The organism is Corynebacterium sp. LaCa78 (assembly GCF_046717505.1).
Lineage (GTDB): Bacteria > Actinomycetota > Actinomycetes > Mycobacteriales > Mycobacteriaceae > Corynebacterium.
In genome coordinates this window covers 2,169,331-2,192,681 of sequence record NZ_CP177112.1, presented here as the reverse complement: position 1 = coordinate 2,192,681, position 23,351 = coordinate 2,169,331, and the positions used below count along the sequence as shown (strand labels likewise).

The following is a 23,351-nucleotide window of genomic DNA, read 5'->3' as shown; positions in this document are numbered from 1 at the left end:
GTAAGTTTGGGAGATGTAAACAAGATTATGCCCAAAGGAGTAGATACTTCTTGGGGGCCACTTGTTTGGGCAGGAACGCCGCCAGAGGGTGCTGGTAAAGGAAACCCGAACAACAACGTGGGATGGGGCTGGTGTATCGAACCATTCGCCCAAATCCCACTGCAAACAAATCGGGTATATGCGAAGGAAAACGCAGAAAGGCTTGAAATCTCACCCGAATACAGGGATGGTGTGATCAATCTTGCACGGAAATTGAAGGATGCAGCGAAGCGGAAGGATAGTAAGGCTGCTGCAAACTACTCCGTGTATTTAGCAGCTTTAATTGCTGAGAAGGACACATCACGGGCTATAGCTGCCGCTACTATTACTGGCCGAGACCCATCTTACGGTGCGCTTGATCCAGGTCAGCCTACATACCCTAGCTTTACGGGAAGCCACGAGGAATTTACGGAACTGACTGGGTATCGAATTGTAGACGACTATGACCCGCCAAAATTCGAAAAAGATCCATCCGTGCAGATTCCGGAACAGCCTGAAGATGCTTATATCACGATTGTTCGTCCTCACGATGATAAAGGTAGGGTCGATAAAACACGCAGGGACCAGCCTGTGATGCCGCCGGATCAGCCTGGTCTACCTGATACCGAGGGGGACGAGCCGGAGGAATCCACGACTCCCGAGCAGCCTTCCGAGGAAGAAACCACGGAAGATGAGCCTACGGAGGAAGAGAGCACTCCGAACTCCACGGAAGAGCAGCCTTCCGATGAGGAGACCTCGACAGAGGAGACCACTTCCTCTGAGGAACCTTCGACGGAGCAAACCACTACTCAGCCAAGCACTGAGCCTAGCGAATCGACTCCAACTACTAGTGCATCCGAGAAGAAGTTGCAGCCCAAGATTCGCACCAAGGCAGAGTTTGCCGACGATGCTGACCAGGTTGTTGCTGGTGCCAAGGTGAAGGATACGGTTCACTATGAGGACCTGGTCCCGAACAAGAAATACACCCTTGAGGCTGAGCTGAAGGATAAGGCTGGAGACCACCAGGTCGTCGGCAAGGGCAAGAAGACCTTTACTCCAGAAAAGTCCTCCGGCGACGTGGACGTGGAGATCACTGTTGACAGCGGTCTTAAGAAGCCCATTGACGCGGCAGTTGCTTTTGAAACCTTGACCTCTACTGAGGTTGATGCGGAAGGAAAGTCCAACTCTGACTCTGACAAGAAGAATGTCATCGCAGAGCACAAGGACCTGAGCGACGAGGCGCAGACTGTAAATACCACCTGGAACCCAGAGATTTCCACCAAGGCGAAGCTTGCCAAGGGTGAATCGGTTGAGTCCGGCGCTAAGGTAACCGATACCGTTAAGTACAAGGATTTGGTCCCAGGGAAGCAATACACCCTGAATGCGGAATTGGTTAATAAGGCAGACGAGTCTGTAATTGGTAAGGGTGAGACGACCTTTACTCCGGAGAAGTCTGCTGGCAACGTTGACGTGGAAATCACTGTTGATAGTGATGTGACGGAGCCGGTTGAGGCTGCGGTTGCCTTTGAGGAATTGACCTCTACTGAGGTTGACGCCGAGGGCGAGGGCACTCCGGATGCTGAGAAGCCAAATAAGGTTGCTGAGCACAAGGACATTAACGACGAAGACCAGACCGTAAACACTAAGAAGGACAACCAGCCTTCGGAGTCGTCTTCGTCGGAGACTTCAACGACTAGCTCGAAGCCAAGCGCCTCGGAGTCCAAGAGCTCTGAACCATCGACGGAGAGCAGTTCGGAATCTGAAACCTCGGAGCCGTCGGACTCGGAGACGTCCACTTCGAAGACTACGACCAGCACTGAGCCTTCGAGCACGACTTCTTCGGAAAAGCCGGAAGAGCCTGCTGATACTTCGGCAAAGCCGGAGATTTCGACGAATGCTGATTTTGCTCAGGGTTCGCATGAGGTTGTTGCTGGTGCTGAGATTGTTGATGAGGTCAGCTATGAGGGCTTGGTTCCTGGTAAGGAATACACGCTGCAGGCTGAGTTGATTAGCAAGGCCGATAAAGAGACTGTTTTGGGTAAGGGTGAGACGACCTTTACTCCGGAGAAGTCTGCTGGCAAGGTTGATGTGAAGATCACTGTTGATAGTGATGTGACGGAGCCGGTTGAGGCTGCGGTTGCCTTTGAGGAGTTGACTTCTACTGAGGTTGACGCTGAGGGTGAGGACACTCCGGATGCTGAGAAGCCGAATAAGGTTGCTGAGCACAAGGACATCAATGATGAGGATCAGACGGTAATCTCTGAGGATTCTAAGAAGGTTCTGAAGCCGGAGATTTCGACGAATGCTGATTTTGCTCAGGGTTCGCATGAGGTTGTTGCTGGTGCTGAGATTGTTGATGAGGTCAGCTATGAGGGCTTGGTTCCTGGTAAGGAATACACGCTGCAGGCTGAGTTGATTAGCAAGGCCGATAAAGAGACTGTTTTGGGTAAGGGTGAGACGACCTTTACTCCGGAGAAGTCTGCTGGCAAGGTTGATGTGAAGATCACTGTTGATAGTGATGTGACGGAGCCGGTTGAGGCTGCGGTTGCCTTTGAGGAGTTGACTTCTACTGAGGTTGACGCTGAGGGTGAGGACACTCCGGATGCTGAGAAGCCGAATAAGGTTGCTGAGCACAAGGACATCAATGATGAGGATCAGACGGTAATCTCTGAGGATTCTAAGAAGGTTCTGAAGCCGGAGATTTCGACGAATGCTGATTTTGCTCAGGGTTCGCATGAGGTTGTTGCTGGTGCTGAGATTGTTGATGAGGTCAGCTATGAGGGCTTGGTTCCTGGTAAGGAATACACGCTGCAGGCTGAGTTGATTAGCAAGGCCGATAAAGAGACTGTTTTGGGTAAGGGTGAGACGACCTTTACTCCGGAGAAGTCTGCTGGCAAGGTTGATGTGAAGATCACTGTTGATAGTGATGTGACGGAGCCGGTTGAGGCTGCGGTTGCCTTTGAGGAGTTGACTTCTACTGAGGTTGACGCTGAGGGTGAGGACACTCCGGATGCTGAGAAGCCGAATAAGGTTGCTGAGCACAAGGACATCAATGATGAGGATCAGACGGTAATCTCTGAGGATTCTAAGAAGGTTCTGAAGCCGGAGATTTCGACGAATGCTGATTTTGCTCAGGGTTCGCATGAGGTTGTTGCTGGTGCTGAGATTGTTGATGAGGTCAGCTATGAGGGCTTGGTTCCTGGTAAGGAATACACGCTGCAGGCTGAGTTGATTAGCAAGGCCGATAAAGAGACTGTTTTGGGTAAGGGTGAGACGACCTTTACTCCGGAGAAGTCTGCTGGCAAGGTTGATGTGAAGATCACTGTTGATAGTGATGTGACGGAGCCGGTTGAGGCTGCGGTTGCCTTTGAGGAGTTGACTTCTACTGAGGTTGACGCTGAGGGTGAGGACACTCCGGATGCTGAGAAGCCGAATAAGGTTGCTGAGCACAAGGACATCAATGATGAGGATCAGACGGTAATCTCTGAGGATTCTAAGAAGGTTCTGAAGCCGGAGATTTCGACGAATGCTGATTTTGCTCAGGGTTCGCATGAGGTTGTTGCTGGTGCTGAGATTGTTGATGAGGTCAGCTATGAGGGCTTGGTTCCTGGTAAGGAATACACGCTGCAGGCTGAGTTGATTAGCAAGGCCGATAAAGAGACTGTTTTGGGTAAGGGTGAGACGACCTTTACTCCGGAGAAGTCTGCTGGCAAGGTTGATGTGAAGATCACTGTTGATAGTGATGTGACGGAGCCGGTTGAGGCTGCGGTTGCCTTTGAGGAGTTGACTTCTACTGAGGTTGACGCTGAGGGTGAGGACACTCCGGATGCTGAGAAGCCGAATAAGGTTGCTGAGCACAAGGACATCAATGATGAGGATCAGACCGTAACCTCTGATGACTCCGATGTCCCAGGCAAGCCGTCCAAGGGCAAGATTCCTAAGTGGGCCATCCTGATTCCGGGCATTGGCTTGGGAATCGGCTTGGGCAAGATTATCTTCGGCCACCACGATCACGACCACGGCCACCATGATCACGACAAGCCGAAGGATCGTCCTGAGAAGGACACCGAGGGCCACGGTGAGCACCCAAGCACCGAGGTGAAGGGCCAGGATACGCCGGATAAGGTTGACCAGAACTCCAGCGAAGAGCCTCGCCCCACCGAGGTGAAGGGTCAGGATACGCCGGATAAGGTTGACCAGGGTACCGACAAGGACGATCGTCCGGTCGAGGTTATGGGCCAGGAGCCTGGAAAGACTGGTAAACCGCTACCGTCCGACGCAGGACGTACGAAGATCAAGTCCGTACCGTCCGGTGCGACCGAGCTTGACCCAGGTATGCAGGACTACATTAAGTAGTGTGAGCGTACTGGTCAGGTAACAGGCGATAGCGCCTGGGCACAACATGTCCCCCTTCAGGGTGTCACCGCACACGCTGGAGGGGGGCAACCCATCTGATAAACCATCGAGAAGACCACAATGAGGAGATTGGGCAATGTCTGAGGAGACAGGCCGCGAGGAACCCGTAAGCCGGGGTAAGAAGATCGGCTTTATCGTGCTGGTAGTGGCCGTAATTCTGATGTTGATCCAGCTGGCTCTCTACCTCACCACCGGTGGGGAAGATGATGAGGCTAGTGAGGGGGCATCGGAAAGCGTCTCGGCCGTTGACCCCCCGGACGATAAGGGCGATGCCTACGTCGATGATTCCGGTGCGCAGGAGCACGAATTCGAGCCGGCCCCGGGCCAATTCGAAGGCTTCGAAGGCATGTCCGTGGGCATCGACGGCGAGTACGCCGCCGTGGACCCAGTGCAGGTAACTGACCAGGGCGTGTTGCTGCCGCCACACGATGTCTCCCGCTTGGGCTGGTATTCCGCCTCGGCCGTGCCTGGCGATGCCGGCAATGTTGGCTCCAGCGTGATCACCGGCCACGTGAATTACCAGGGCCAGGGCACCGGCTATGCGGAGAAATTCACCCGGCTGCAGGAAAACCAGGAATTCACCGTGGTCATCGATGGTGAGGAGCGCACCTTCCGTGTGACGGAAAAGCCGTACCGCCTGCCCAAGGGCGGGGATTTCCCGGACGTGGTTAATGACACGGACGGTACCAACCGCCTGGTCCTTATCACCTGCGGCGGCAAGTTCGTCGGCGGTGCGCTGGGGTATGAGGACAACATTATTACCGTGGCAGAGCCAGTCGATGCCCCGGTTCCACCAGAGGCACCCCAGGCCTAGTAGCACGCTCTAGAGTCCAACGAGCGCCCGGTTCGAGGATGAAAATCCTTGGCCGGGCGCTTGCGTTTATGCACTTCACGCATGTGCGCCCGGGGTGCGCCGGGCATCTATGAAATAATTTGGGGAAGTATCTGCTGCTCGGAGCGGAATCAAAGGAGCAAAGTCATGGATATTCCAGGCAAAATCGCCGGTCATATCGGCACGCCGCTGACGGGCAATGCCACGAAGGTATTGCTGCTCGGCGCGGGCGAGTTGGGAAAGCAGCTGGCTATTTCCTTCCAGTCCCTGGGCCTTGAGGTCCACGCGGTGGATAAGTACCAGGGGGCGCCGGCGCATCAAGTGGCGCACTATAGCTATATCGCGGATATTACTGACTCCGCGCAGGTATCAGAATTGGTGCAGCAGATTCAGCCGCACTACGTGGTGCCGGAGGTGGAAATCGTTGCGGTGGAGGCCCTGGAGCAGGTTGAGCAGTCCACCGATGCCGTCGTCGTGCCCACGGCGCGTGCTTGCGCCCTTACCCAAGACCGCGAACGGGTGCGCGCGGTGGCAGAAGATATTGGGCTGCCGACCTCGGCCTACCGCTTTGCCTCTTCGGTGGAGGAGCTGGAGGAAGCGGCGACGGAGCTGGGGTTTCCGTGCATTGTGAAGCCGGACGTGTCCACCTCGGGCAAGGGCCACATGCTGGCACGGGACGTAGAAGACGTGCGCGAGGCGTGGGAGACGGTGCGCCGCGTTTCTTCGGATTCGCAGCGCGTGGTGGCGGAGCGCTTCGTGGACTTTGACCTTGAGGTCACGCTGCTGGCCATCCGGTCCATCGATCCGGCCACGGGCAAGCTGGCCACGTGGTTTAGCGAGCCCATTGGTCACCGCCACGAGAAGGGCGATCTGATTGAGGAGTGGCAGCCTACCGGCATGAGCGAGATTGCGCTGGAGAACGCGCGATCGGTTGCGGCGCGCATCTCCAATGAGCTAGGCGGGCGCGGCGTGTACGGCGTGGAGCTTTTCGTCGCCGGCGATGATGTTTACTTTTCTTCGGTCTCCCCGCGGCCTTCGGATACGGCGATGCTTACCGCCTATACGCAGCGCTTTTCCCAGTTTGATCTGCACGCCCGCGCCATTTTGGGCTATCCCATCGACGCCACGTTGATAACCCCGGGCGCCAGCATGTTCTTGCACGCGCAGGAGCCGCTTGCCGATGTCGCCTTTACCGGCATTGCCTCCGCCCTCCACTACGCCGAGACGGACGTGAAGCTCTTTGGCAAGCCCGATGCCTATAAGGGCCGGCGCATGGGGCTTGTGACCACGACGGCGGAAACGGTAGAAGAGGCCCGCGATCGCGCCGCACTGGCGGCGCATAAGGTGAGCGTGACCTCGACTCCTGGCCTGCTCGCGCAGGGCGGTGCGCGCGGCATCGACCCGCAAGCGGACAATGTGCCCGATATCGAGGTTGTTGAATACGAGGGTGGGGTCGAGCTCGACCCCAAGCTGACCTCAGGGGTGGACGATACCGACTAGCGCAGCGCTGGTTAGCGCTGCGGGGCACTGCCGACCGTGCCAGTCGGTGCCTAGTCAGGCCCGCAGTGCAGCGCTGGTTAGCGCTGTGGGCCGGCGTGCTTGACCATCTCGTCCCACTCGACGATCTTGATGCGCTCGCGGCCGTGCGGCTCGCCGGCGGCCTGCTCGGCGGAGTTGAGGCGGTGCCAGCCGTCCCAGGTGGTGACGGCGATATCGCGGCTGCTGAGCAGATCGAGGATATCCTGCGGATCGCGCTTGGTGGCGGACTCGAGCTCGCCTGCCTTGTAATCCTCTAGCAGCATGCCGGTGGTGTCCTTGGCGTCGGATTTAGTATTGCCAATCAAGCCCACCGGGCCGCGCTTGATCCAGCCGGTGGTGTAGAGGCCGGGAAGCTTTTCGCCGTCCACATCGGTCAGGACGTGGCCGCCGTCGTTGGGCATGGTGGCCGTGTCGTCATTGAAAGGAATGCCCTCGACGGACTGCGGGTGGTAGCCCACAGCGCGGTAGACCGATTGCACGGGCCACTCGGTGAACTTGCCGGTGCCGCTTACGGAACCATCGCCATTGAGCTCGGTGCGCTCGGTTTTGATGGCGGTGACGTGGCCGGCATCGCCAAGCACTTCTACTGGGGATTCAAAGAAGTGGATGTAGAGCTTGTGCGGGGCATCGCCAGGCTCGCGCATGGCGTAGGACTCTAGGGTCTGGCAGACCAAGTCGGTGGACTTGGCGGCGCGGCGGGCCTCCTCGGAAGCCTCGTCGTAGATGATGTCTTCTGGGTCCACGATGACCTCGATGGTGGGGGACTCATCGAGCTCCTTGAGCTCCTTCGGCGTGTACTTAGCCTGCGCCGGGCCGCGGCGACCAAAGACGTGGACCTCCTTGGCGCGGTTTTCCTTCAGGGAAGCGTAGACATTATCCGGGATCTCCGTCACCAGCAGCTCGTCTGCGGTCTTGGCCAAGATGCGGGATACGTCGAGCGAAACGTTGCCCACGCCCACGACGGCGACGGACTCCGCGGATAGGTCCCAATCGCGCTCGAAGTTGGGGTTGCCGTCATAAAAGCCCACGAATTCGCCGGCGCCGTAGTTGCCCTCGAGGTCCTCGCCGGGGATGCCCATTTCCTTATCGGCGGTGGCGCCGGTGGCGAAGATGATGGCGTCGTAGTACTCGCGCATCTCTTCGACGGTGATGTCCTTGCCCACTTCGATATTGCCCAGGAAGCGGATGTCTTCCTTCTCCATGATGTTGTGCAGCGACTGCACGATGCCCTTAATGCGTGGGTGATCCGGGGCGACGCCGTAGCGAATCAAGCCAAAGGGCGCAGGCATCTTTTCAAAGAGATCGATCTGCACGTCCACATCGGACTTTACGAGGAGGTCAGAGGCGTAAATGCCGGCCGGTCCGGAGCCGACCACGGCGACACGCATGGGGCTAGTCATCTGTTTAGGGTGTCCTTTCTTTAGGTTTTTCTCACATTCTACGCGGTGGCAGTGCGATAAATGCCACACTGCTCTGAGTTATCTACCCCCAGTTTAGGAGGTTGCGGAAGGGCGGGGGAGGGGGTGATTCACGTACAGTGGAGTCGTCACCACGTGCTAGTAACTGTGATGTACGGCATAATGTTACGGCGCGTGTTCCAAGTGTTCCCGTGACGGCAAAGGAAAGGTAATCCGCATGTCTGCATCCCAGTCCACAGTGTTAAGCTCCATCGGCCGCGGCTTCGACGGCCTCGATATTCCCGCCTTGGCGGATAGCCTTGGCGCTGAACTGCTCCGCTTAGAAGATTTCGACCCCACCGTGGCGGATGTATTGGCCAACGCGCCCACCGCCACTGCCGATGCCCTCCTGGTCCAAGGCACCGGCGAAATCTCCTTCGATGCGGAGGTCGCCGCCGCGCTGGGCCTGCCGCTGGTTATCATCTCCGGCGCCCCAGAGCGCGCGGCGGAGCTGGCACAGCGCAAGGCAGAATCCCTCGGCGCCACCGTGGCAGGCGTCTTCACCGACCTGGAGGCCGTGCCAGGTGCGTTAAGCGCGGCAGAGGAGACCGCGCCCGTCATGTCCGCAGACCTCTTCCAGAAGCAGCTCATTGACCAAGCCAAGACGACTGGATCTCACATCGTCTTGCCGGAGGGCGATGATGACCGCATCCTTGAAGCCGCCGATGCCCTGCTCCGCGATGAGGTCGCCCGGCTGACCATCCTGGGCAAGGAATCCGATATTAAGGCCCGCGCCAAGGATCTGGGGCTGGATATTTCGGGAGCCGATATCATCGACCACCTGGAATCGCCGCTTGCGGAGGAATTCGCCGCCGATTTCGCGGAACTGCGTAAGAAGAAGGGCGTGACCCTGGAGCAGGCCCGCGAGACCATGCAGGACATCTCCTACTTTGGCACCATGATGGTGCACAAGGGGCTTGCCGATGGCATGGTTTCCGGCGCCGCCCACACCACCGCCCACACCATTAAGCCGTCCTTCCAGATCATCAAGACCAAGCCGAATGCTTCGGTGGTCTCCTCCATCTTCTTGATGGTTATGCGCGGGCGCCTGTGGGCCTTCGGCGACTGCGCCGTGAACCCGAACCCAACTGCGGAACAGCTGGGCGAAATCGCCGTGGTGTCCGCGCAGACCGCGTCCCAGTTCGGCATCGACCCGCGCGTGGCCATGCTGTCCTACTCCACCGGCGCTTCCGGCACCGGCCCGGACGTCGAGCGCGCCATCGAGGCCGTCGAGGCCGCCAAGAAGCTGGACTCCTCGGTGAAGGTGGATGGCCCGCTGCAGTTCGACGCCGCCTGCGATCCCGGCGTTGCCGCGAAGAAGATGCCGGATTCTGATGTCGCGGGTAAGGCCAATGTCTTCGTCTTCCCCGATCTGGACGCCGGCAATATTGGCTATAAGACCGCACAGCGCACCGGCGGCGCCTTGGCCGTGGGCCCCATCCTGCAGGGCCTGAACAAGCCGGTCAATGACCTATCCCGCGGCGCTACCGTTCCAGACATCATCAATACCGTTGCCATTACCGCTATCCAGGCTGGAGAGAAATAAATGTCATACGTACTGGTCCTTAACTCGGGATCCTCGTCCATCAAGTTTCAGCTGGTGGACCCAACCGCTACTGCCACCGATGATCCACTCGTCTCCGGCCTGGTGGAACAGGTTGGCGAGCCGAGCGGTGCCATTACCATCAAGGTTGGCGGGGGAAAGGTCACCGAGGAACTGGAAGTTCCCGATCACTCCTTTGGCCTAAAACGCGCCTTTGACCTCATGGATGATCATCAGGTGGGCCCGAAGGACGTCGATATCATCGCCGTGGGACACCGCGTCGTACACGGCGGCCGCCTCTTCTCGGAACCGCAGCTCATCGAGGATCAAATTGAATCGATGATCGAGGACCTCATCCCGCTGGCCCCACTTCACAATCCCGCCAACCTGGACGGCATCCGCGTGGCGCGCAAGATCCTGCCGGATATTCCGCACGTGGCGGTCTTCGATACCGCGTTCTTCAATACCCTGCCGCCGGCCGCAGCGCTCTATGCCATCAATAGCGAGGTTGCTTCCAAGTACGATATCCGCCGCTACGGCTTCCACGGCACCTCCCACGAGTTCGTCTCCCAGCAGGTGCCGAAGATTTTGGACCGCGATCCGGAGCACACCCACCAGATCACGCTGCACCTGGGCAATGGTGCCTCCGCGGCCGCCATCCGCAATGGACGTGCCATCGATACCTCGATGGGCCTGACCCCGCTGGCCGGCCTCGCCATGGGTACGCGTACCGGCGATATCGATCCAGGCATCATCTTCCACCTGGTGCGCCAGGCGGGCATGAGCATCGACGAGATCGATAAGCTGCTCAATAAGCAATCCGGTGTCAAGGGCATTGCGGGCGTCAATGACTTCCGTACGCTGCGCGAGCACATCGATAACGGCGATGAAGACGCATGGCTGGCGTATAACATCTACATCCACCAGCTGCGCCGCTTCATCGGCTCCTACATGATTGCTCTGGGCCGCGTGGACGCCATTACCTTCACCGCCGGCGTGGGTGAAAACGACACCGAGGTGCGCCAGGACGCGCTGTACAACCTGGATATGTACGGCATCGACTTTGATAAGGAGCGCAACCTCGTCCGCTCCGATGAGCCGCGGGTCATCTCCACCGACGATTCCCCGGTCAAGGTCCTAGTGGTTCCCACCAATGAGGAGCTGGCTATTGCGCAGAAGTCTGCAGACGTTGCCGCCAAGGCGCGCGAGGAAGGCCTATTTAAGTAGGCCATGTAAGTAGGCCCTAGAAGGTGGTGATGGGCCGGACCTGGTTGGCCAAGTCCACCAGCGCGTAGCGGTGGCGGCTAAACGGGGCCTGGCGGGCAAGGGCCCGCAGGGTCTCGGCCAGGCCGGTGCGCAGGCCGCGCTGGGTAAAGGCGTACTCAAAGAGATCATTCGGCGAGGACGCCCGCGCGAGATCGGCGTTGCGCAGGAAGTTCAGGCCCGCGGAGATGACGGCGATCTTGATTTGGAGAAAGCGCGGCTCGTTGGTGGGGACTTCTTCGAGGCGTCGGGCAGCGCGACGAATGCGCGATTCCGATAGATCGTGCACGATGAGCTGCAGCACGGTGGTCAGCAGCGCCATGCGGAAGTGGCGCGAGGCATTGGGGACCTTATCCAAGGTGGCTACGGATAGCTCCACTTGGCCCTCCGCGCGCAATTGGCGTGCGAGCCCAAAGGCGGAGGACACCGTCGTGGGGTTGGTGGCCCAGACGATGCCGTATAGGCGCATGGAATTAAAGCGTAGCGCGCCCGGGTCTTGGGTGACGTGGGACCAGATTTCCGGCTGGCCCTCAAAGGCAGAAGAGGGGAGATCCGCCAAGGTGGTGTAGAGGTTGGAGCAGGCGCGGGCAACGGTGGCATCAATAAGCGATGTTTCACTGTAATCAATCTGCTGCAGGATGAGCTCATTGATGGCCGCGATGGCGAGCTTCGGGGCGGCCTCGCCGGGCAATAAATCGAGGACGGTGGCGAAGTACTCCTGGGCATCGACGTAATCATCGTGCAAGAGCTCCGTAATGCCGGCATACCACTGGTAACGCCAGTCGCGGCCGAGGCGGTCCTCGATGGAGCCTAGCCACTGGCGGGCCTCGTCGGTATAGCCCAAGTCGATCATGGAACGCACCACGCCGAGGGGAATCTCGGCGGAATGTTCGTATTCAGGGGTGCGCATGGCCTGGCGCAGGGTCTCGAGGGCTTCCTGCGGCTCGGCGTAGGATGTACCTTGCAGCAGGCTGGCGCCGACGTCATCGCGGTCTACCAGGGGCGTCGGCAAGGCGGAGACCACCTCGGGGGCGGTGATTTGGATGGTGCGGTCGATGCCATCGATAAGCTGATCCGTGCGAAAGACCAGGTGTTTGGTGCCAAAGGTGGTACGTTGCGGCGAGAAGAGCGAGTGCTGGGAGGGGTACTGGCGGCCGTCGCGGATGGCGAGCACCTCGCGCAGCACGCCGTAGAGCTGGGTGCGCAGCTCCTTGATGGAGCTAAACCGGCGCTGCGGGTCGCGGTGGGTCGCGCGCAGCAGCAGGCGGTAGAGGGAGAGGAAGCGGCGCAGCTCCGGCTCCTTGGAGGGGTTGGGGATGCCGGGAAGGAAGACGCCGTCCTCGCTGGGCAGCTTGAGGCACAGCGCCGCCAGGGTGCGGCCGATGGTATAGATATCGCTGGCGATGGACGGCCCCTTGGAGGCAACCTCCGGGGCCTGAAAGCCTTGGGTGCCGTAGATAAACCCGAAGGCTCCGATGCCGGAGACCGCGCCCAAGTCAATGAGCTTGACCTGGTCCTCGGTGACGATGATGTTATCGGGCTTCAGGTCGTTATAGACCACGCCGCGCGAGTGCAGGTACTCCAGCGCCGGCAGGATTTCCAGGATATAGCCAATGGCAATGTCAACGGGAAGCAGCTCGTTGGGCTGCTTGTTCCGCCTGCTTCTTAGCGATGGCCCGCCCACGTACTCCATGACGATGAATCCACCCGGCACGCGGTCATCGTCGATGAAGTTAAAAATCTTGACGATGCCCGGGTGGGTAATGTCTGCCAGAAACTCGCGCTCGGCTTCGGCAGCGGCCGTCTCATCGGCTGACTTTTGGGCCTGCATGCCCTTGAGCACGACCACGCGCCCGGAGACGTAATGGTCATTGGCCAGGTAAATCCAGCCCATGCCGCCGTGGGCGATGACGCCGAGGATTTCGTATTGCTCCGCGACCATATCGCCCGGTTCTAGCTGCGGCGGCGGGACCTTCTTGCCCTTGATCTTCTCTGAGGGATCGATGAGGGCAGCGGTGGGATTGGCCGGGGTGATAAACGGCAGGCGCACCATGCCATCAGCAACCGGCCGCTCGGTGCGCTGCGTGCCGCGGCGCTCGCGGAAGGTATCGATCGCCTGCCGGCGCGAACGCTCCGAGGATTTTTCCTGGGCCGTTTTTTCATCGCGTTCGCTCTCGCGCTGGGCGCGGATATTCTCTAGGTCCGCGAGCAGGCTGGAGAGGTGATCCGGGTCGATGGATCCATCGTCGTCTTCATCGTCATCGGCGAAGGGATCGAAGGCCACCGCCGAGGTTCCCGGATCCTCCCGGTGCTCGATGGGCTCGCTGGCGAACGGGTCATACGCCACGGCCGCCGTGCCCACTCCGCCGGTTTCGCTGGCATCGTCGCTCTCATCGGCGTCGTTGCCATTTCGTACGCCCTGAGCCGCGGTGCCCTGGCCCTCTGCGCCCGGGCCAGTCGTGCGCTGGCCAGCAGCGTTTTGGCCAGCCGTGCTGCCGCCCGCTGTGCGCCTACCCGTGGCCTCCGTATCCGGGAAGGCAGCCGCGGGAGCCGTGCCGGAAACCTGCGCCGCGGCGGTATCAACATCAGCTTCGCTAGCGCCTTTATTGCTAGTGCCAGCGTTATGAGTGGTGGCCGCCGTATCGGCGCCGACGTTGCTGTTTGCAGAGTTGGGGCGAGCAGCGGCGGTATCCGGACCAGCGGGGTCGGCGGCGTCACCTGTGTTGGCTGCGTCAGGGGAGTCGGCAGCGCCGAGGTTGCGGTCTTGGTCAGGGTCTTGGCCGTGGTCAGCGTCGCGGTAGGAAGCCTTGGTAGGCTTTCGGAATTGGCGCTGGGTATCGAGGTTTTCGGGCTCTAGGTATTCGAGCTCGTCTTCGCTGAAATTCGGGTTATGCTTCATGACTTATCTTCCTCGATGTATGTACCCGACGGCAGGGTGGGCTCGTCCAGGTAAGCACCTAGCCACCTGTCAAAGATGTCGGACCACGTCCCGTCGCGGCGGATGCGCTCCAAGGTGGAATTGACCTGGCGCAGCAGCGGGCGGGAGTCATGATCCTTGCTAGGGCGGCGCGCGGCAACGCCGTAGTTCTCGGTCTTTAGGGGCTCGCCCACGATGGAGGTATAGGAATCCTGCGCGGCCATGCCGGAAAGCAGGGCATCATCAACCACCACGCCATCGGCCTGGTTGAGCTGCAGCGCCATGAGGCAATCGCCCCAGGAGCGAGTGATGAGGATATCGGACTTGGGGGCGCGCTCGCGGATGGTATCCAGCGCGGTGGATCCGCGCACCCCGCACAGTCTTTTGTCTTCCGCATCATCGATGGAATTCATCCCGGAGCTGGTGAGCACCAGCATGCGGGTCTGCGTGGTCATATAGGGGATGGAAAAGGCCACTTCCTTCTCGCGTTCGGGGCTAATGGTCATGGTGCGCACGATGATATCGACGGTGCCATTATCCAGCGCGGCGGTGCGGTCAGAGGATTCAACGAAGCGGAAATCCACCTTATTGGGATCGCCGAAGATATCGCGGGCAATCTCGTGAGCGATATCGACCTCGAAGCCGCGGACATCGCCGGAGGCGGCATCGCGGTAGCTCAGCAGGTTATTGGAGCGGTCCACGCCCACGATAAGGCGCCCGCGCTTGACGATGTCCGGCACCCGCTCCTTCGCCGTTTTGCCATCCGGCCGGTAGGTGCCTCTGAGTTCGGTATCGTCTTCCTTCTTGGGCGCGGTGCTACCGGCTTCTTCTATGGTGGAGCCCTCCGGCAGCGGCGGGCCGGGGCTGGCATCGAGCGCCTGCTGTTCGGGCGATTCCAGCGGCGGGGCGGAGCGAATATCGCAGCCGGCCAGCGCGAGGACACTGCAGGTGGCAACGATGGCGGTCAGCGGTGCGGTAAGCCGTGCTCGGTAGCGCATTAGAGGTACTCCTGCAGTCGGGGACGAATGCCCAGCCACACCGCGAAGATGGCGCACAGGGTGAGCAGGAAGACGGCGGAGGAGACCGCGGTCATGGCGGTCAGCCCGCGCTCTAGGTAGGTGCGCATGGCGATGCGCGCCTGGCCAATGAGCTCCGAAAGCTCGCTATCGAGCTCGTTGAAGGACTGCGCGGCGGTGGTCTCGCCATTCTCGGGATCGGTGATGGTGGCCTGGTAGACCGCCTCATCGTAGTCGCCCTCGCTCAGCGCCTCCATGAGCTTTTCGTGCGAGTCTTGCCACTTTTCGGTGGCGGCGCGGGCGCTGTGGATGAGCTCGGGATCGTTGACCTCGACGTCATCATCATGCAGCGCGCTTTCATAGTCCCCCAGCGCCTTTTCAATGGAATCTACCGAGCCGGAAAAGCGCTCGAGCGTATCTTCCTCAGACGAGCGCAGCACCAGCGCGAGGGTTTCTGAGGTGCGCGCCTGCTGCGCCTCAATGCGCGAGGCCGTTAGCGAATCCCACGGGCGCGAGGCGGTTTCAAAGCCCTGATGGCCGGTGGACCAGGTGGCCAAGTTAGACAGGGCCACCCAAAAAATGGCCAAGAAGAGCAGCACCGTTGCGGTTAAAAAGCCGCGGTTAAACCGGCGGCGCGTCTGGCGCCACAGCCACCATTGCGCGACGATGAGGAAGAAGACCGCGGCCAAAAGGCCAGAGAGCGGCACCCACTGAGGCGAGGTGAGCTTTTGCTGTTGCTGGTTGACCTTTGCGGTGGTCAGCTGGAAGAGCTCGGAGGCCGCCGGCAGGATGTGCTCGCGCATGAGCGAGGAGGCATTGGACATATAGGAGTTAGCCACGGCATTGCCGGCGCGGTGGTTCGAGCGCGCCTTTTCAATCATCGCGGTATAAATGGGCAGCTCGCGCTGGATGAAGGTGACGAGATCGCGCACGCGGGCATCGTCAGGCGTGGTGCCCAGCACGGATTCGGTCGCGGCGATGGAGGCGGCATCGATGGCATCGTTATAGCGCTCGCGATTGCCCTCTGATTCCACGCCGGCCTGCACGAACCCGGTGGTGGCGATGGTATCGGCCACCGATAGCGAGCTATAGAGGTGGTGGGCCGCATTGGACATCGGCTCGGTGGTATTAAGCAGCTCGTCGAGGTCGGAGTGGCGGGCGGCGGAAGACTGGGACATCGATAAGCCGGCGGCTCCTAATGCCACCGTGAGGATCAGGGTGACGGTAAAAAGCTTGCCCGGGGTGGTGGAAGCGAAGTAATAAAATCGCCGCAGCAGGCGCGCCGGGCCCGCAAACCATTCCATGGCCCGGTGGGTCAGCCCGCTTAGGGCCGGGCGAGAGGGCGCGGTAACCTCATCCAGCCAGTGATCGCTGGGGTGAGCGTCCTCATCGCGCTCTGACTCTACCCGCACTGCCTGCTCAGTCATTTACTTAGAATAACGCCCGCAGTGTGCTGGGCGCCACCATTTACCCGCGTGTGTGGCTAGGATAGGAAATATGCATAACCCTCACAGTGGAGACGGCTGGGCGGCGGGCCCCAGTGGCATTCGCGTATGGGGAAAATTCGGTGCCGCCGGCCTCTTCCTCGTTGCCGGGCGCGAGGTGCTGCTGCAACACCGCGCTGCGTGGACCAATAATGGCAATACCTGGGGGATTCCCGGCGGCGCGCGGGACCTACAAGAAAGCCCCACTCAGGCCGCGCTGAGGGAAACGCACGAGGAATGCGCCATCGCGCCTGCCGATGTCGAGGTGCTCGACACCCAAGTAACGGCCGGGCCCTATCCTCCGGCGGGGGATTTGCCGGGGGAGTGGACCTATACCACCGTGTTAGCGCGCACCCGCAGCGGCCTGCGCCTGCCCACCACCGCTAACGAGGAATCTCACGAGCTGCGCTGGGTGGGGCTGGATGAAGTGGAAAACCTGCCGCTTATCGCGCCATTTCGCCACGCCTTTCCCGCCCTGCGGCAGCGGGTGGAAAAACTGTACCGGTAAAGTATTCAAAATTATGGCACTGTAGTGCTCATGATTGAAGTACAGGGACTGACTAAGGATTACGGGTCTGTCCGCGCCGTTGAGGATCTCACCTTTCAGGTAAAGCCCGGTGTGGTCACCGGCTTCTTGGGGCCCAATGGTGCCGGCAAATCCACTACCATGCGGATGATCGTGGGCTTGGACGAGCCCACGGCGGGTGAGATTCGCGTTAACGGCAAGCACTACCGCGACTTGGAGCACCCGCTGCGTGAGGTGGGCGCGCTTTTGGATGCGAAGGCGGTACACCCCAACCGCACGGCCGCGAATCACTTGAAGTGGATGGCGGCGTCCAATGGTATTCCCGCCTCCCGCGTGGATGAGGTGCTAGGGCTGGTGGGGCTTTCCGATGTCGCCGGTAAGAAAGCCGGCGGCTTTTCCCTCGGTATGGGCCAGCGCTTGGGCCTTGCTGGTGCTCTATTGGGTGATCCCGGAATCCTCATCCTGGATGAGCCGGTCAATGGCCTGGATCCAGAGGGCATCCGCTGGGTGCGTCAGCTCGTGCGCGCGCTGGCTGCAGAAGGCCGCACCATTTTGATTTCTTCCCACCTCTTGTCCGAGATGGCCCAGACCGCAGACCACCTCGTGGTCATTGGCAAGGGGAAGATGGTTGCGGATAAGCCCACCCACGAGTTCGTCCGCGGCCACTCGCAGTCCTTGGTGTATGTGCGCTCGAACCACCTCCCGGAATTCGGTGAGGCCCTAAAGAAGGAGGGCGTTTCCTTTACCGAATCCAAGGATGAGGAGGGCCGCCCGCGGCTAGAGGTCATCAACCAGACCACCGAGTTCGTAGGCGAGCTGGCCTATTCTACCGGGGTGCCGCTGCACGAGCTCACCCTGAAAAGCGCTTCGCTGGAGGATGCCTTCATGGATCTCACTGGCGATGCCGTGCAGTATCACGCAGGCACGCCTGGCGTGTCGGGTGCGCAGGTAGGTCAGTCAGGCCAATCCGGCCAGCCAGGCCAATCCGGTGGGTTCGCCCGCCCCAACGAGCAGGAGGTTTAATCCGCCATGTTGAATATCTTGAAATCCGAGTGGATTAAGCTGCGCACCACCCGCTCCTTCTGGTGGACCACCGCGCTATTCCTTCTATTTTCGTGGGGGTGGGCCGGTGTCACCGCTGCGTTTACTGAGCCGCTCGATCCGGAAGCCGTTGATATGGGCTTTCAGCCTATTGGAGCCGAGTTCACCGTCGTATTCCTGGTATCCCTGGGCCTGCCGGTGCTGATGATTCAGGCCATCATGCTGGTGACCACGGAATACCGCTTCGGCACCCAAGCCATTACCTTCATGGCCTCCCCGCGGCGTTGGAGCGTGGCCGTGGCCAAGCTGGTCTTATATGCGGTCATCGCGGCCGTACTGACCTTCATCGGTGTGGTGGGCGCGTACCTGCTTACGGAACTGCTTGCCGATAGCTCCATTTCCGCCACCTTTGACCCCTGGAACGATGAAGTCGGCCGCGAGCAGCTGTGGAAGTACCCACTGGCCGCGGTCCTCGTGGTGGCCTTTGCCCAAGGCATCGGCATGCTCATTCGCCAGACTGCGGGCTCTGTGGCGCTAGGCCTTATTTTGTACTTGGGCGTGGATCAAATCGTCAGCATGATGCCCGTGGTAGGCGATAAGATCGGTAGCTTTATGCCCTTTACCGCTTTCCAGAACTGGCTATTCAATGTCCCAGTGGATAACGCACTGTGGACGGAATCCGCAGGCAGCGGCATCGTATTCTTCATCTGGGCCGCAGTGCTGTGGGCCCTTGGCGTGCTGGTGCTGCACAAGCGCGATGCTTAGGCGAGGGTAGGTCTATTGTTTGAGACATGACTGGTAACCGGCTGATTGTGATCAGCCGGTTATTTTTATTGGTGGTTAATGGCTGCCTCAGCAAACAGCCTTTCCAGATGGGAGAATATTTGAGAGCCCTATGGATGCGCGCATATCGTAAGTTAAACTCTAAACGCCTTTAAATATAATTATATTTTATCGGAAATGCAGTTTAAATATTATTTATGTACTGACAATATTTTTCTTTTGCGTTAGGGTTGGGGGTGAAGAAAAAGAAATTGTGTAGAGTAATGTAGTCAAGTTTATCCGAGGGGGTGGTAAGTGTGTCCAATGAAATGCTTCCAGATTCTGTTGAAAAGTTTGTAGCCCCGACTATCGCGGGTGCCGCATTAGTGGGAGGTGGGGTAGCCGCAACTACCCCTCCAGCTAAGGCACAAGGACCTATCGGTAACGCTGCTGAAGTAGTTAGCCACATGAAGCCCGATGGGGCCCGTGCGCACTCTATTGTTAACGAAGTCAATGCAGCAAGGGCGGATCATGGTTTAAATCCCGTGACAGAAAACCCTGCGTTAAACAATATCGCTCAAGACTGGGCCGACCATTTGGTGGGAACAGGGGATTTGCAGCATCGGCCAAATCACTGGGAAACCTATCCGGATAGTATTCCTGCCGGTGGCGAAAACGTCCTTCAAGCATGGGACGATTTCGCAGATGCGAAGCTGGTAAATATGTGGCTGAATTCACCCAGCCACAGGAAGATTTTGCTGGACCCAGAAGCGAAAACGGTTGGCACGGGCATTGCCGTTGGCGCGAACGGTGAGCTTTTTGCCGTACAGAATTTTGGGCGTTAAAGAAGCGCCTTTTAATAATCCTCTTCGGAATAGCCGCGATATGATCACTCTTGTATTCCCTAAGCTTTTGATACGCTCTCGCGCATAAGCAATATCAAAGTCAGAATCAGGGTTTATAGTAAAAGCAATAGACAAGAGAGAAATCTGCGGAGGATTCGGCGTATCTTTCGCAATTAGTTCCAATAATTAACGCCGATCCGGAGTCAATTAAGTGGACTACACACTCATCTCTGCGGTGATACCGTGCGCGGTTCAACGCGGGAAGTTCTACTCTGGTTCTGCAAAAGAAAGCTTGTGTTTAGGTAGCCTATGAGCGGGCTATTGGGGCATCGGCAAGCAATGCTTATTGTAGGGCCGAAGTTAGCCGCATGACGTTATCGACGTAGCGGCGGACAAAACCGCGCTGGTTCCACTCCTCGAGGGTGAGCTCGTGGCACACCGCGCGGTAATTGGCGGCGAGCTGGTTGAACTGGGCGAGGAGATCGCCTTTGGCCACGAGCATGGTGGTCTCATAGTTGAGGCCGAAGGAGCGCGGATCCATATTGGACGAGCCGAACATGCACAGCGGATTGAACTCCTGGTCATCTGGATCCGTGATGATGAACTTGGAGTGCAAAACGTAGGGGTAGGGGAATTGGTAGATATGCACCCCGGCCTCAAGCAGCGCCTGGTAATACGAGGACTGGGCATGGTTGACCATGAATTGGTCTGCGGTATCGGAGACATAAAGCTCCACATCCACCCCGCGGTAGCAGGCGGTGGTCACGGCCTCTAAGAGGGATTCATCCGGCACGAAATACGGCGAGCACAGCACGAGGCGCTGCTTGGCGTGGTGCACCAGGGAGTTAAACATGCGCAGGTTCGGCTCGGTGGTATAGCCGGGGCCGGAGGGAATCATCTGCAGGTAGTTGGCATCGACGGTTTGGGCATCGTCATAGGGTAGCTCATCTAGCGGGAGATTCTCGCCGGATTCGGTGTACCAATCCACCGCGAAGACCGCGTTCATGGCGGTGACAATGGGGCCGGATAACTCCACCATGTAATCGATCCAAAAGCGGTCAGTGGTTTTATATTGGCGCTTGATCAAGTTGATGGAACCGATAAAACCTACCTCGCCATCGATAATGACGAGCTTTCGGTGGTTGCGCAGATCCGGGCGGCGGAAGCGGCCCTTGTGCAGCTGGATGGGCAGCATGAGGCGCCAATCCACGCCGATTTCTGTGAGCCTATTTCCCAGCGAGGAATAGCCCTTGTACTTAAAACTGCCGATCTGATCCAACAAAAGGCGGACCTTGACGCCGCGGGCGGTGGCGCGGGCAAGGGCCTGGAAAAATACATCCGTGGTCTCGTCCCAGGATTGGATATAGACCTCGATGGAGACGTACTTTTCGGCGCGGTCCACGGCGGCGGCGATGGCGCGAATGCATTCATCGTAATCCGCATGCAGGCCCAGGTTGTGGCCAATGAGCGCCGGAAAACCGGTCAGCTCGCGGTTGAGCTTGATGACGGATTCCACCTCCGCCGACAGGATGCCCTTCGGGTGATCCGGGGTGCGGGCGGAAATATCCTCGAGGCGCTCATTAGCCTCTTGCTGGATGCGGTGGCGGCGCCGGTTGATATACGGCGAGCCCATGAGCAAAAACAGCGGCAGGCCGATGACAGGCAGCACCAGAATGGCCAGCAACCACGCGGTGGAATTGGAGGGCCGACGGCCTTCTGGCACGAAGCCGACGGCGATGATCTTGATGGAATAATCAATGATGAGGAAGAACAGCTGCCAGAAGCTGAGATCGAGCGACCAGGTCATTTAACGCACGGAATCGAAATCGGGCAGATCGAAATCTGCATGAAGCGGGCAGTGATCGGAGGTCTTTTCGCCAGCGCGTTCTTCCATGTCTACGCGCGCGCCGGTGACGTGCTTGGCCAGCGGCGCCGAGGTGAGCTGGAAATCGATGCGCATGCCCTCGTTCTTGTGAAAGCGCATCCCCTTGTAATCAAAGTAGGTATAGCGCTGATCCTCGGTAAAACGGCGCGTGACCTCTTCGAGGCCGACCTCCTCGAGCATCTGGAAGGCGGCGCGCTCGGGCTCGGTGACATGCGTTTTGCCGCGGAAGGCCTCGATATCCCAGACGTCTTCATCGCGCGGGGCGATATTGAAATCGCCGGTTAATAGCAGCTTGGATTGGGCGCGGCCGGCGGCGTGGCGGGCGAGCTGGTAGAGAAAATCCAGCTTGTAGTCATAGTGACGGTCCGTGATCTCGCGGCCGTTGGGGATATACAGCGACCAGATTTCTACCCCGCGGATGCGCGCACCAAGCGCCCGGGCCTCGCGGTCCTGGGGCTTTTCTGGGTCCTTGGCAAAGCCGGGCTGGTGGGGGAATCCGGTAAAGACTTCTTCCGGTTCCTCCTTGGAAATGATGGCCACGCCATTCCACTGGTTCAGGCCATGGCAGGTGACGTGGTAGCCGGCGTCCTCGAAGGCCTCGCGGGGGAATTTATCGTCCTTGACCTTCGTCTCTTGTAAGCACAGCACGTCGATGTCGTGCGTGTGGAGAAGGTCCAGCGCCCGCTGGGCGCGGGTGCGAACGGAGTTGATATTCCACGTGGTGATGCGCATGGATAATACAGTACCGCGCGGGTATTGGCGCGGACTAGTCCAGGCAGTGGCCGGCGGGCTAGCTTAGCGGGGGCTAGTCGCGCAGCCGGGCGTAGATTTGGCGGTGCTGCTCGATGAACCCCAGCTTTTCGTACAGGCGAATGCCGGCGGTATTAGAAGCCAGGACATCGAGGTAGGCGTGCTTCGCGCCCTGCTCGCGCCCCCAGCGCAGCATGTGCTGGCCCAAAAGCGCTCCTAAGCCCTGGCGGCGGTGCGCGGGCGCTACCTCCACGGCGGAGTATCCCAGCCAGGCGGTGCCGTCGCCGGATTCGGTGATGGTGCCGCGGGTGATGGCGACGGTCTCGCCGTCAATAACGAGCCGCCCAAAGCCCATCGTGCCCTCGATGCGGGCGCGCAGGTACTCCAGGGCCTCGGCGGGCAGCGCCTGGCCGCGGAAGTGGTACATCTGCAGCCATGCGTCATCGGGCTGGGCATCGATGCGAAACTCCGCGCCGCTGGGGTGGGACCCCGGGGCCTCGGCGGAAAGGTCTGCGAGATCGCGCAGGACCATGACGAGGATTTCGGGTTCGGTGTGCCAGGTGGCATCGGCAAGCAGGCGCTCTGCAGGCTTGCCAATGCGCTCCGGGATAAGCAGGCGCACCGGGAGATCGTGGCGGCGGTAGAACTCCGTGATTTCCTCGACGGGCACCGGATTGAAGCCCGCGGAAGGCCCGAGCGGGACGGCGGAATTGGACCGGCCCGTCACACCATCGCCGGCGCGCATGAGCCAGGAACCGTCCGCGGTCCACGTGTGCTCCTTGCCGGGAAAGGCCTGGGCGGTGGCGTATTCGACGGCGCGAATATCGGAATTGCGCACCATGCGCGGCGAAAGGCGCTTGATGATCTTCAGCTGCTCGGGCGCGATCTCCACTGCCTCGAGGTCAGAGGGATAGCCGCCGACCTGCTGTGGGCGGATGACCAGCGGCTTAAGGCTGAGGACGTGGCCAATGACATCGCTGTGCACATCGCCAAAATCGCGCCGGGCCACGACGCGATCGCCTACCTGCACGTCATCGGAACGAAAGATGCGGGACAT

At 59.5% G+C, this 23,351-nt stretch carries 16 protein-coding genes; 9 read left to right on the top strand and 7 right to left on the bottom strand.

Annotation, left to right across the window (positions count from 1 at the left end):
- The first annotated feature begins 513 nt into the window (after nucleotides 1–513).
- From ACLI1O_RS10525 to purT, 3 genes are all read left to right on the top strand, one after another.
- Complete coding sequence (locus tag ACLI1O_RS10525) at nucleotides 514–4,374, top strand: VaFE repeat-containing surface-anchored protein (RefSeq protein ID WP_411706845.1); 3,861 nt, start codon at nucleotides 514–516, stop codon at nucleotides 4,372–4,374.
- 136 nt (nucleotides 4,375–4,510) lie between these two features.
- Nucleotides 4,511–5,248 carry a class F sortase gene (locus ACLI1O_RS10520; RefSeq protein ID WP_239268538.1) on the top strand — a complete coding sequence of 246 codons (738 nt, stop codon included), beginning with the start codon at nucleotides 4,511–4,513 and terminating at the stop codon, nucleotides 5,246–5,248.
- A 165-nt stretch (nucleotides 5,249–5,413) separates the two neighbouring features.
- Entirely contained in the window at nucleotides 5,414–6,766 is a 1,353-nt protein-coding gene (gene purT / locus ACLI1O_RS10515) for a formate-dependent phosphoribosylglycinamide formyltransferase (RefSeq protein ID WP_239268536.1), read from the top strand.
- A gap of 77 nt (nucleotides 6,767–6,843) precedes the next feature.
- Here the strand turns inward: purT and ACLI1O_RS10510 are convergent, their stop codons facing one another.
- Nucleotides 6,844–8,205: an FAD-dependent oxidoreductase gene (locus ACLI1O_RS10510; protein ID WP_239268534.1), complete on the bottom strand. Its 1,362-nt coding sequence runs from the start codon at nucleotides 8,203–8,205 to the stop codon at nucleotides 6,844–6,846.
- Nucleotides 8,206–8,440: 235 nt separating this feature from the next.
- Between ACLI1O_RS10510 and pta the strand changes: the two genes are divergently transcribed.
- A complete protein-coding gene (gene pta, locus ACLI1O_RS10505) occupies nucleotides 8,441–9,808 on the top strand; it encodes a phosphate acetyltransferase (protein ID WP_284849522.1) in 1,368 nt (455 codons plus the stop codon).
- Nucleotides 9,809–11,032, top strand: coding sequence for an acetate kinase (locus tag ACLI1O_RS10500; RefSeq protein ID WP_284849521.1), 1,224 nt, complete (start codon nucleotides 9,809–9,811; stop codon nucleotides 11,030–11,032). It abuts the gene before it with no gap.
- A 16-nt stretch (nucleotides 11,033–11,048) separates the two neighbouring features.
- On the opposite strand, the gene ACLI1O_RS10495 is transcribed toward ACLI1O_RS10500, so the two are convergent.
- From ACLI1O_RS10495 to ACLI1O_RS10485, 3 genes are read right to left on the bottom strand one after another with little or no spacing between them, the layout of a single operon-like run.
- Nucleotides 11,049–13,967: a serine/threonine protein kinase gene (locus ACLI1O_RS10495; protein WP_239268528.1), complete on the bottom strand. Its 2,919-nt coding sequence runs from the start codon at nucleotides 13,965–13,967 to the stop codon at nucleotides 11,049–11,051.
- Nucleotides 13,964–14,983, bottom strand: a complete 1,020-nt coding sequence (locus ACLI1O_RS10490) for a glutamate ABC transporter substrate-binding protein (protein WP_239268526.1) — start codon at nucleotides 14,981–14,983, stop codon at nucleotides 13,964–13,966. Before ACLI1O_RS10490 ends, ACLI1O_RS10495 begins: the two co-directional genes overlap by 4 nt.
- Nucleotides 14,983–16,428, bottom strand: coding sequence for a hypothetical protein (locus tag ACLI1O_RS10485; RefSeq protein WP_239268523.1), 1,446 nt, complete (start codon nucleotides 16,426–16,428; stop codon nucleotides 14,983–14,985). The genes ACLI1O_RS10490 and ACLI1O_RS10485 overlap by 1 nt, the downstream gene beginning before the upstream one ends.
- A 70-nt stretch (nucleotides 16,429–16,498) precedes the next feature.
- Here ACLI1O_RS10485 and ACLI1O_RS10480 point away from each other — a divergent pair, with 70 nt between their 5' ends.
- From ACLI1O_RS10480 to ACLI1O_RS10465, 4 genes are all read left to right on the top strand, one after another.
- The gene (locus ACLI1O_RS10480; RefSeq protein WP_023024031.1) at nucleotides 16,499–16,993 is read left to right on the top strand and encodes an NUDIX domain-containing protein; all 495 of its coding nucleotides are present in this window, start codon (nucleotides 16,499–16,501) and stop codon (nucleotides 16,991–16,993) included.
- A 30-nt stretch (nucleotides 16,994–17,023) separates the two neighbouring features.
- On the top strand, nucleotides 17,024–18,034 hold the full coding sequence (locus ACLI1O_RS10475; protein ID WP_239268520.1) for an ABC transporter ATP-binding protein: 1,011 nt from the start codon (nucleotides 17,024–17,026) through the stop codon (nucleotides 18,032–18,034).
- Between the two features lie 6 nt (nucleotides 18,035–18,040).
- Complete coding sequence (locus ACLI1O_RS10470) at nucleotides 18,041–18,817, top strand: ABC transporter permease (RefSeq protein ID WP_239268518.1); 777 nt, start codon at nucleotides 18,041–18,043, stop codon at nucleotides 18,815–18,817.
- Between the two features lie 314 nt (nucleotides 18,818–19,131).
- Entirely contained in the window at nucleotides 19,132–19,659 is a 528-nt protein-coding gene (locus ACLI1O_RS10465) for a CAP domain-containing protein (protein WP_239268516.1), read from the top strand.
- Between the two features lie 343 nt (nucleotides 19,660–20,002).
- On the opposite strand, the gene ACLI1O_RS10460 is transcribed toward ACLI1O_RS10465, so the two are convergent.
- The 3 genes from ACLI1O_RS10460 to ACLI1O_RS10450 all read right to left on the bottom strand — a co-directional run bounded on the left by ACLI1O_RS10460 (nucleotide 20,003) and on the right by ACLI1O_RS10450 (nucleotide 23,351).
- A complete protein-coding gene (locus ACLI1O_RS10460; protein ID WP_239268513.1) occupies nucleotides 20,003–21,466 on the bottom strand; it encodes a phospholipase D-like domain-containing protein in 1,464 nt (487 codons plus the stop codon).
- Entirely contained in the window at nucleotides 21,467–22,276 is an 810-nt protein-coding gene (locus ACLI1O_RS10455; RefSeq protein WP_239268511.1) for an exodeoxyribonuclease III, read from the bottom strand. It abuts the gene before it with no gap.
- A 73-nt stretch (nucleotides 22,277–22,349) separates the two neighbouring features.
- A complete protein-coding gene (locus ACLI1O_RS10450; protein ID WP_239268509.1) occupies nucleotides 22,350–23,351 on the bottom strand; it encodes a GNAT family N-acetyltransferase in 1,002 nt (333 codons plus the stop codon).

Excerpts from the sequence above, each read along its gene's own strand:
- pta (WP_284849522.1), top strand. The coding sequence starts at position 8,441 with ATGTCTGCATCCCAGTCCACAGTGTTAAGCTCCATCGGCCGCGGCTTC.
- purT (WP_239268536.1), top strand. The coding sequence starts at position 5,414 with ATGGATATTCCAGGCAAAATCGCCGGTCATATCGGCACGCCGCTGACG.
- ACLI1O_RS10455 (WP_239268511.1), bottom strand. The coding sequence starts at position 22,276 with ATGCGCATCACCACGTGGAATATCAACTCCGTTCGCACCCGCGCCCAG.
- ACLI1O_RS10500 (WP_284849521.1), top strand. The coding sequence starts at position 9,809 with ATGTCATACGTACTGGTCCTTAACTCGGGATCCTCGTCCATCAAGTTT.
- ACLI1O_RS10490 (WP_239268526.1), bottom strand. The coding sequence starts at position 14,983 with ATGCGCTACCGAGCACGGCTTACCGCACCGCTGACCGCCATCGTTGCC.
- ACLI1O_RS10510 (WP_239268534.1), bottom strand. The coding sequence starts at position 8,205 with ATGACTAGCCCCATGCGTGTCGCCGTGGTCGGCTCCGGACCGGCCGGC.
- ACLI1O_RS10470 (WP_239268518.1), top strand. The coding sequence starts at position 18,041 with ATGTTGAATATCTTGAAATCCGAGTGGATTAAGCTGCGCACCACCCGC.
- ACLI1O_RS10450 (WP_239268509.1), bottom strand. The coding sequence starts at position 23,351 with ATGTCCCGCATCTTTCGTTCCGATGACGTGCAGGTAGGCGATCGCGTC.
- ACLI1O_RS10475 (WP_239268520.1), top strand. The coding sequence starts at position 17,024 with ATGATTGAAGTACAGGGACTGACTAAGGATTACGGGTCTGTCCGCGCC.
- ACLI1O_RS10485 (WP_239268523.1), bottom strand. The coding sequence starts at position 16,428 with ATGACTGAGCAGGCAGTGCGGGTAGAGTCAGAGCGCGATGAGGACGCT.
- ACLI1O_RS10480 (WP_023024031.1), top strand. The coding sequence starts at position 16,499 with ATGCATAACCCTCACAGTGGAGACGGCTGGGCGGCGGGCCCCAGTGGC.
- ACLI1O_RS10460 (WP_239268513.1), bottom strand. The coding sequence starts at position 21,466 with ATGACCTGGTCGCTCGATCTCAGCTTCTGGCAGCTGTTCTTCCTCATC.
- ACLI1O_RS10520 (WP_239268538.1), top strand. The coding sequence starts at position 4,511 with ATGTCTGAGGAGACAGGCCGCGAGGAACCCGTAAGCCGGGGTAAGAAG.
- ACLI1O_RS10495 (WP_239268528.1), bottom strand. The coding sequence starts at position 13,967 with ATGAAGCATAACCCGAATTTCAGCGAAGACGAGCTCGAATACCTAGAG.